We start from the raw sequence: 6,262 nt of genomic DNA, 5'->3' as shown, positions 1-6,262 counted from the left end.
TCAGAAGTGAAACGAAATAGCGTCGATGGTAGTGTGGGGCTTCCCCATGTGAGAGTAGAACATCGCCAGGCTTTAAATTTTGGGCGCTTGCTTATCAAAGCGAGTGATACCACTGCGGAGTGGTAGTTCAGTTGGTTAGAATACCGGCCTGTCACGCCGGGGGTCGCGGGTTCGAGTCCCGTCCACTCCGCCACTTATTTGAGCGTCGTCTCAATAAACACGAATTACAGGGGTGTAGCTCCAATTGGCAGAGCAGCGGATTCCAAATCCGCGTGTTGGGAGTTCGAATCTCTCCACCCCTGCCATACTCTAAAGCCTCAGCAGTAATGCTGGGGCTTTTTTGCATTTGAAGAAAAGAGAAGCTGACTAGTTGGAAGAGTTGTCGATTCCTCTGATACCAAAGTATCGGGGGATTGAAAGCTCATATCTCCGGGGTATTGGTCCACTTCACCTATCCCCCATGCTCATAAGCTCTGGCTTAGGTCAGGGACTCTTTTATTTCTAACGAATATGGCATATCTTTGCTTCAGATAGTTTTATTTTCTAGTAATGTATAATGTAATTACTAAATGTTGATGTATCGCTTTGCTCTTTCTGTTTTACCTTCGAATTTCATAACACTTTTTCTTCGTTATCGAGCACATCTGATTCACAATCTATTGAAAGGTCAGTGGTTACATTGGCTTGGATGATTACTGACTTGGTTCCTGTTATCATCATGCATTAATGCTAATAATTAGGAAGTAAGTTTATGCCACATTTTCGATTCCGTGCTGTAGAGCCACAAGCTGTTCAGGCATTATCAAAACCCCTTACGGATGAACTTCAGCCTCTAATGGACTGTCCGCGTGAGGATTTTACTTTTGAGTATATCTACACTACGTTTTTCAATGAGGGTGAGGTGAGTGCTGCATATCCTTTTGTCGAAGTGCTTTGGTTCGACCGTGGCCAGGAAGTGCAAGATGAAGTTGCCAAGCTTATTACGCAACAAGTGCGCGGTATCGCTGGTGCCGATATTGATGTTGCAGTTATCTTTTCCGCCTTATCTCCTAAAGCTTATTACGATAATGGCGAACACTACTAAAGGTTAAAGGCTATGAGGCTGAGTTTCATTGTAACTTTGGGTTTATGTTTCTCAGCTTCAGTATGTTCTACTCCTTGGGAGTCTGCGGTTAATCCTACCCGAAACTCTTCCTCCTCTATTGGTAGTTATGCTAACGGTTGTTTAGATGGTGCATTACCCTTGCCTCTCGATGGCGTTGGTTATCAAGTCTTACGTAGTAAAACGAAGCGCTACTATGGGCACCCTAAAACGATAGAGTTTATTGAAAATCTGGCGCTTAAAGCTCATCAAAATCTCAACACCACTCTGCTAATTGGTGATTTGTCTTTACCTAGAGGTGGAAGGTTCTCCTCTGGTCATTCTAGTCATCAAACCGGGTTAGATATCGATATCTGGTTAAGACTTGCTGACCAACCGCTTTCTTATAACGAATTACAACTTCCTAAACCCATGAGTGTGGTGGATTTAAAAGGTTATTCCATACTTAATCATCGCTGGGAAGAACGGCACTTTAAGCTAATTCGGTACGCTTCAAAAAGTAAGGATGTTGCACGAATTTTTGTACATCCTGTTATTAAGGAGCAACTTTGCTTGCAAGAAAACGGCAAAGATCGTTCTTGGTTACGTAAAGTACGTCCATGGTGGGGGCATCATTACCACTTTCACGTCAGGTTATCTTGTCCTGATTCGAGCGACTATTGTGTTGATCAAGCACCACCTCCAGTAGGTGATGGTTGCGGTGCTGAGCTTGCAAGTTGGGCCCCAAAAGCAAAACCTACTGATACCCCTCAACGGGTAAAAACAACCTCTAAGCCCAAACGAAAAAAAGTCGTTCCACCTCAATGCTTGCCGCTTATCAATCCTAATTAGTGTTACTCTTCAGGTTTATCTGTACTTGGTGATCTCTTTTATGAAACTGGAGAAACATCATACTTTTGTCTACATTGAATAGTACCAATACAAAAACTAACCCAATCAGTTTTGGGGACATATTATAGAAATCTAAATTAAACAAAGAGTTGTAGTAGGGGTAAGTTGTAACTTCTCTGTTTAGAAAAAGATCTTTCGTCACGATACTCTGGTTTCTTAGCAATATGTCTGTCAGTTGGCTAAAAAGCGATAACAACGCAGACAAGTGTGTAAGGCAGGGATATACCCTTTTCCTGTTAGAAGAGTAAATCAAGGACAAAACCATGACTATGATTTGTGCAAAAGAATTTGCAGAGTGGTTAAGACACAGATTTAGCAGTGATACTAAAGGAGTCTCTTTGACTCGAGAGGATGTGAATCACCTGACTGGGCGTCAACGCCTTGATCCGGGTTTTGTTAATGATGTGCATTATGAGCTGATGCAATATGGAATGGCTTTCGTTACTGATACGAGCCGAGAAAACTTTTATTTAATACCTGTTTCTCAAGCGGAAAATTGGCGTGAGAGACTAGAGTATCATTTTGAAAAAGAGCTGTTCTGCAATATTATCCCTATTGAAAAATCAGGTTGAGAAAAGGTTCAACTTTGATGCCAAAGTTGAACCTAATTGCTCTTATGCTAACCCTTGAATAATCACGAATTTTTCAAGCAACTGCTCTTCAGTTTCGACATGGTTCGGATCAGTGATTATGCATTTTGTAATTGGACACACTGACTGACAGGTCGGCTTTTCGTAATGCCCCTTACACTCTGTACATAGCGCTGGATCAATTTCGAAAATGCTCTCTCCCATACTGATTGCCCCATTGGGGCATTCGGGATCACACATGTCGCAGTTAATGCATTTGTCAGTAATGAGCAAGGCCATGGTTACTTACCAGTCGGGTTGCGGGTGTCCTGCCCTGAGTTTAGATTACGCATTAATAGGCCATATTCTAAATCTAGCTCTGCTGGTACTGGAATGAATACAAAGTGACCGTTTCCTTTCGCGTCTTCAATAGACTCTGATTTGCGGTTTTCCATTGCCTCTAGCGTGAAAACAATATTGCCTTTTGGCGTCATTAGTTCAAGGCTATCACCGACAAGAAACTTATTTTTTACTTCTACTTCAGCCATGTCACCACGACGTTTGCCAGTGAATTCACCAACAAACTGTTGAGCATCAGAGACTGAGTAACCGTAATCGTAGTTTTGGTAAGTATCGTGTGTATGACGGCGTAGGAAGCCTTCAGTGTAGCCACGGTGAGCTAGGCTTTCTAGTGTACCCATTAGGCTTTCATCGAATGGTCGACCTGCTACAGCATCATCAATTGCTTTACGATAAACTTGAGCGGTACGTGCGCAGTAGTAGAACGATTTAGTACGACCTTCAATTTTCAATGAGTGAACACCCATCTTAGTTAAGCGTTCAACGTGCTGAACCGCTCGTAGGTCTTTAGAGTTCATGATGTAAGTACCATGCTCATCTTCGTAGGCCGCCATTTTTTCTTCTGGACGGTGCGCTTCAGAAAGCAGAACGACTTCATCTGTTGGTTTGCCGCGACCAATTGTGGTTTCAGGGCGCTCGTCTTGTACTTCGACAGGCTGTGCTTCAGTCGGGTCGAATTTCTCTACGATATCACCAGCGTCGTTTTCTTTACCCTCTTCAACTTTGTATTCCCAGCGGCATGCGTTAGTGCAAGTGCCTTGGTTAGGGTCACGTTTGTTGATATAGCCAGAAAGTAGGCAACGACCTGAGTAAGCCATGCATAATGCACCGTGAACGAATACTTCAAGCTCAGTTTCAGGGCAATGCTCACGAATTTCTTCGATTTCTTCTAGAGACAGCTCGCGAGAAACGATCACACGTTCCACGCCATTCGCTGCCCAGAACTTAACGGTCGCCCAGTTTACAGCGTTTGCTTGTACAGAAAGGTGAATTGGCATTTCTGGGAAAGCTTCACGAACCATCATAATTAGGCCTGGATCTGACATGATCAATGCGTCAGGACCCATCTCTACGATTGGCTTAAGATCACGGATGAACGTTTTTAGCTTCGAGTTGTGTGGTTGAATGTTACATACCACATAAAGCTTTTTGCCTAGGGCGTGGGCTTCATCGATACCGATTTTTAGGTTCTCGTGGTTAAACTCGTTGTTACGTACGCGAAGGCTGTAGCGAGGTTGGCCAGCGTAAACTGCATCTGCCCCGTAGGCGAATGCGTAACGCATGTTTTTCAGGCTGCCCGCTGGAGATAGTAGCTCAGGCACGAATGCTTTCTCAGTTGTCATTGCTCAATTCTCTTTTATCTGATCACAAGTCAGGCCAATTCCACCTAATGGAAATGGGGCGCAAATTTTACGTCAAAATGTGAACTGTGACTAGGGTAATTGTGCTTCAGATAGAAAAACGCCCTCAAAAAAAGTGAGGGCGTTATGGTTAACCTTTATACAATATTATGCGTTAGGATTCGGTAAGCCGCCTAGCGCATCGTATAAGTTGGGAAGGAAAGCACTGAACTCTCCACACATTAGAGAGAAGTCTGCATCAAATCGAGCTGCTTGATCTTCACGTGGAATATCATCGTTTTGATCTTTCAATTCATCAGAGAATTTTAGACGTTTGATGCCTGCATCTTCCGTCATAATGAACTCAATACGATCTTGCCAATTAAGCGCAAGTTTTGTCACGACTTTATCCGCAGCGATGTGGTTGCGGATTTCATCAGTGGTTAGCTCTTGCTTCTTACAGCGAATCACACCACCTTCTTCAAGTACGGATTTTAGCTCAGCTTCGTCCATCATGCTGATACCTTGAGGTGTGTCACCGCTTTTCACCCACTCGGTTAGCGTAGTTTCAATCGCCACTTCTGGAATAGCAGGAACAACAGGTAAACTACCCATGGTTTTACGAAGCAATGCTAATACATCTTCTGCTTTTTTATAGCTGCTTGCATCAACAAGGATAAAACCTTCTTTTGGCATGATGAGCACGTGAGTGTGGCTGCTGCGGCTGAATGCGCGCGGCAGTAAATCCATTACGATGTCATCTTTCAGGTTGTCTTTCTCTTTCTTCTTCAGAGGACGACCTTCTTGCGCTTCCATTGCTTCTACTTTTGCATTCAATGATTCTTTGATCACAGAGGCAGGTAGCATTTTCTCTTCTTTCTTGGCGCAAATCAGAATGCGGTTTTCTGACACGTGAGTCATCATATCGCCATGTCTACCCATTGCACTGACCCAGCCAAATTTCTGTTTGTCTTGACTGCCACACGGGGTGAATCGGAATTCAGACAGCTGAGTTTCTAGTTGTTCTGCGTTAAAAGTAACCTCGCGGTTAACGCGGTATACCAGACAGTTTTTAAACCACATAAATCTTCTCTAGGCTTGATGACAAGGGACTAATCATAGGGAATTTTTGTGCTGATGTCTTAATAGAAATGAAAAATATCTGAATGAACCTCAAAAGAAAGTTATATGAAAATTTGTTTTCAAAGGTCACAAAAGTGTCATAATTGGTAGTGATAATGCTTATGCAAAGAGAGGCGCTTTGTCTCTTAAATTCATTAGCTCAACGAACATAAGGTTACTCAATTATGTCTAGAAGGATTCTGGTTGTTGAAGACGAAGCTCCTATTCGCGAAATGCTGTGCTTCGTACTTGAGCAGAAAGGTTACCAAGCGGTAGAAGCGGAAGATTACGATACTGCAGTAACCAAACTGGCTGAACCCTTCCCTGATTTAGTTTTACTGGATTGGATGTTACCAGGCGGTAGTGGCATTAACTTCATCAAACATATGAAGCGAGAGGAATTAACGCGCAACATTCCAGTTGTGATGCTTACCGCTCGTGGTGAAGAAGAAGATAAAGTGCGCGGTTTAGAAGTCGGTGCGGATGACTACATTACTAAGCCATTCTCTCCTAAAGAGTTGGTTGCACGCTTAAAAGCGGTCATTCGTCGCGTTACTCCGACTGCACTAGAAGATGTAATTGATGTACAGGGATTGAAGCTTGACCCTGTATCGCACCGTGTTACGGCTAATGATGCGCCATTAGACATGGGCCCAACAGAATTTAAGATGCTTCATTTTTTCATGACGCATCAAGAACGCGTATACAGCCGTGAGCAGCTATTAAACAATGTTTGGGGCACTAACGTGTATGTCGAAGACCGTACGGTCGATGTCCATATTCGCCGTCTGCGTAAAGCATTGGAAGCTGCAGGGCATGATAAGCTGATCCAAACTGTTCGTGGTGCTGGATACCGCTTCTCGACGAAGGCATAAATT

The 6,262-nt window shown here is 43.5% G+C and carries 7 protein-coding genes and 2 tRNA genes; 6 read left to right on the top strand and 3 right to left on the bottom strand.

The features are described 5' to 3' along the window. Positions 1-116: 116 nt before the first annotated feature. From R7Q46_RS22620 to R7Q46_RS22600, 5 genes are all read left to right on the top strand, one after another. Positions 117-193: transfer RNA gene (locus tag R7Q46_RS22620), tRNA-Asp, on the top strand. A gap of 35 nt (positions 194-228) precedes the next feature. Further along, positions 229-305: transfer RNA gene (locus R7Q46_RS22615), tRNA-Trp, on the top strand. 446 nt (positions 306-751) lie between these two features. Then, on the top strand, positions 752-1,084 hold the full coding sequence (locus R7Q46_RS22610) for a DUF1904 domain-containing protein (protein ID WP_005381768.1): 333 nt from the start codon (positions 752-754) through the stop codon (positions 1,082-1,084). A 12-nt stretch (positions 1,085-1,096) separates the two neighbouring features. Next, complete coding sequence (gene mepA / locus R7Q46_RS22605; protein WP_005381766.1) at positions 1,097-1,933, top strand: penicillin-insensitive murein endopeptidase; 837 nt, start codon at positions 1,097-1,099, stop codon at positions 1,931-1,933. A 323-nt stretch (positions 1,934-2,256) separates the two neighbouring features. Next, a complete protein-coding gene (locus tag R7Q46_RS22600; RefSeq protein WP_005381765.1) occupies positions 2,257-2,565 on the top strand; it encodes a hypothetical protein in 309 nt (102 codons plus the stop codon). A 42-nt stretch (positions 2,566-2,607) separates the two neighbouring features. Here the strand turns inward: R7Q46_RS22600 and R7Q46_RS22595 are convergent, their stop codons facing one another. From R7Q46_RS22595 to rdgC, 3 genes are all read right to left on the bottom strand, one after another. Further along, positions 2,608-2,862 (bottom strand): YfhL family 4Fe-4S dicluster ferredoxin, encoded by a 255-nt coding sequence (locus tag R7Q46_RS22595; RefSeq protein WP_005381763.1) that lies wholly within the window; start codon positions 2,860-2,862, stop codon positions 2,608-2,610. A 2-nt stretch (positions 2,863-2,864) separates the two neighbouring features. Beyond that, a complete protein-coding gene (gene yegQ / locus R7Q46_RS22590; protein ID WP_005381754.1) occupies positions 2,865-4,265 on the bottom strand; it encodes a tRNA 5-hydroxyuridine modification protein YegQ in 1,401 nt (466 codons plus the stop codon). Positions 4,266-4,430: 165 nt separating this feature from the next. Beyond that, positions 4,431-5,345 (bottom strand): recombination-associated protein RdgC, encoded by a 915-nt coding sequence (gene rdgC, locus R7Q46_RS22585; protein ID WP_005381753.1) that lies wholly within the window; start codon positions 5,343-5,345, stop codon positions 4,431-4,433. 224 nt (positions 5,346-5,569) lie between these two features. Here rdgC and phoB point away from each other — a divergent pair, with 224 nt between their 5' ends. Continuing rightward, positions 5,570-6,259 carry a phosphate regulon transcriptional regulator PhoB gene (gene phoB / locus R7Q46_RS22580; protein ID WP_005381752.1) on the top strand — a complete coding sequence of 230 codons (690 nt, stop codon included), beginning with the start codon at positions 5,570-5,572 and terminating at the stop codon, positions 6,257-6,259. Positions 6,260-6,262: the final 3 nt, after the last annotated feature.

This window comes from Vibrio sp. 811 (genome assembly GCF_033339195.1).
Note: the sequence above shows the minus strand (reverse complement) of the source record. Positions and strands in the feature narration are given on the sequence as shown.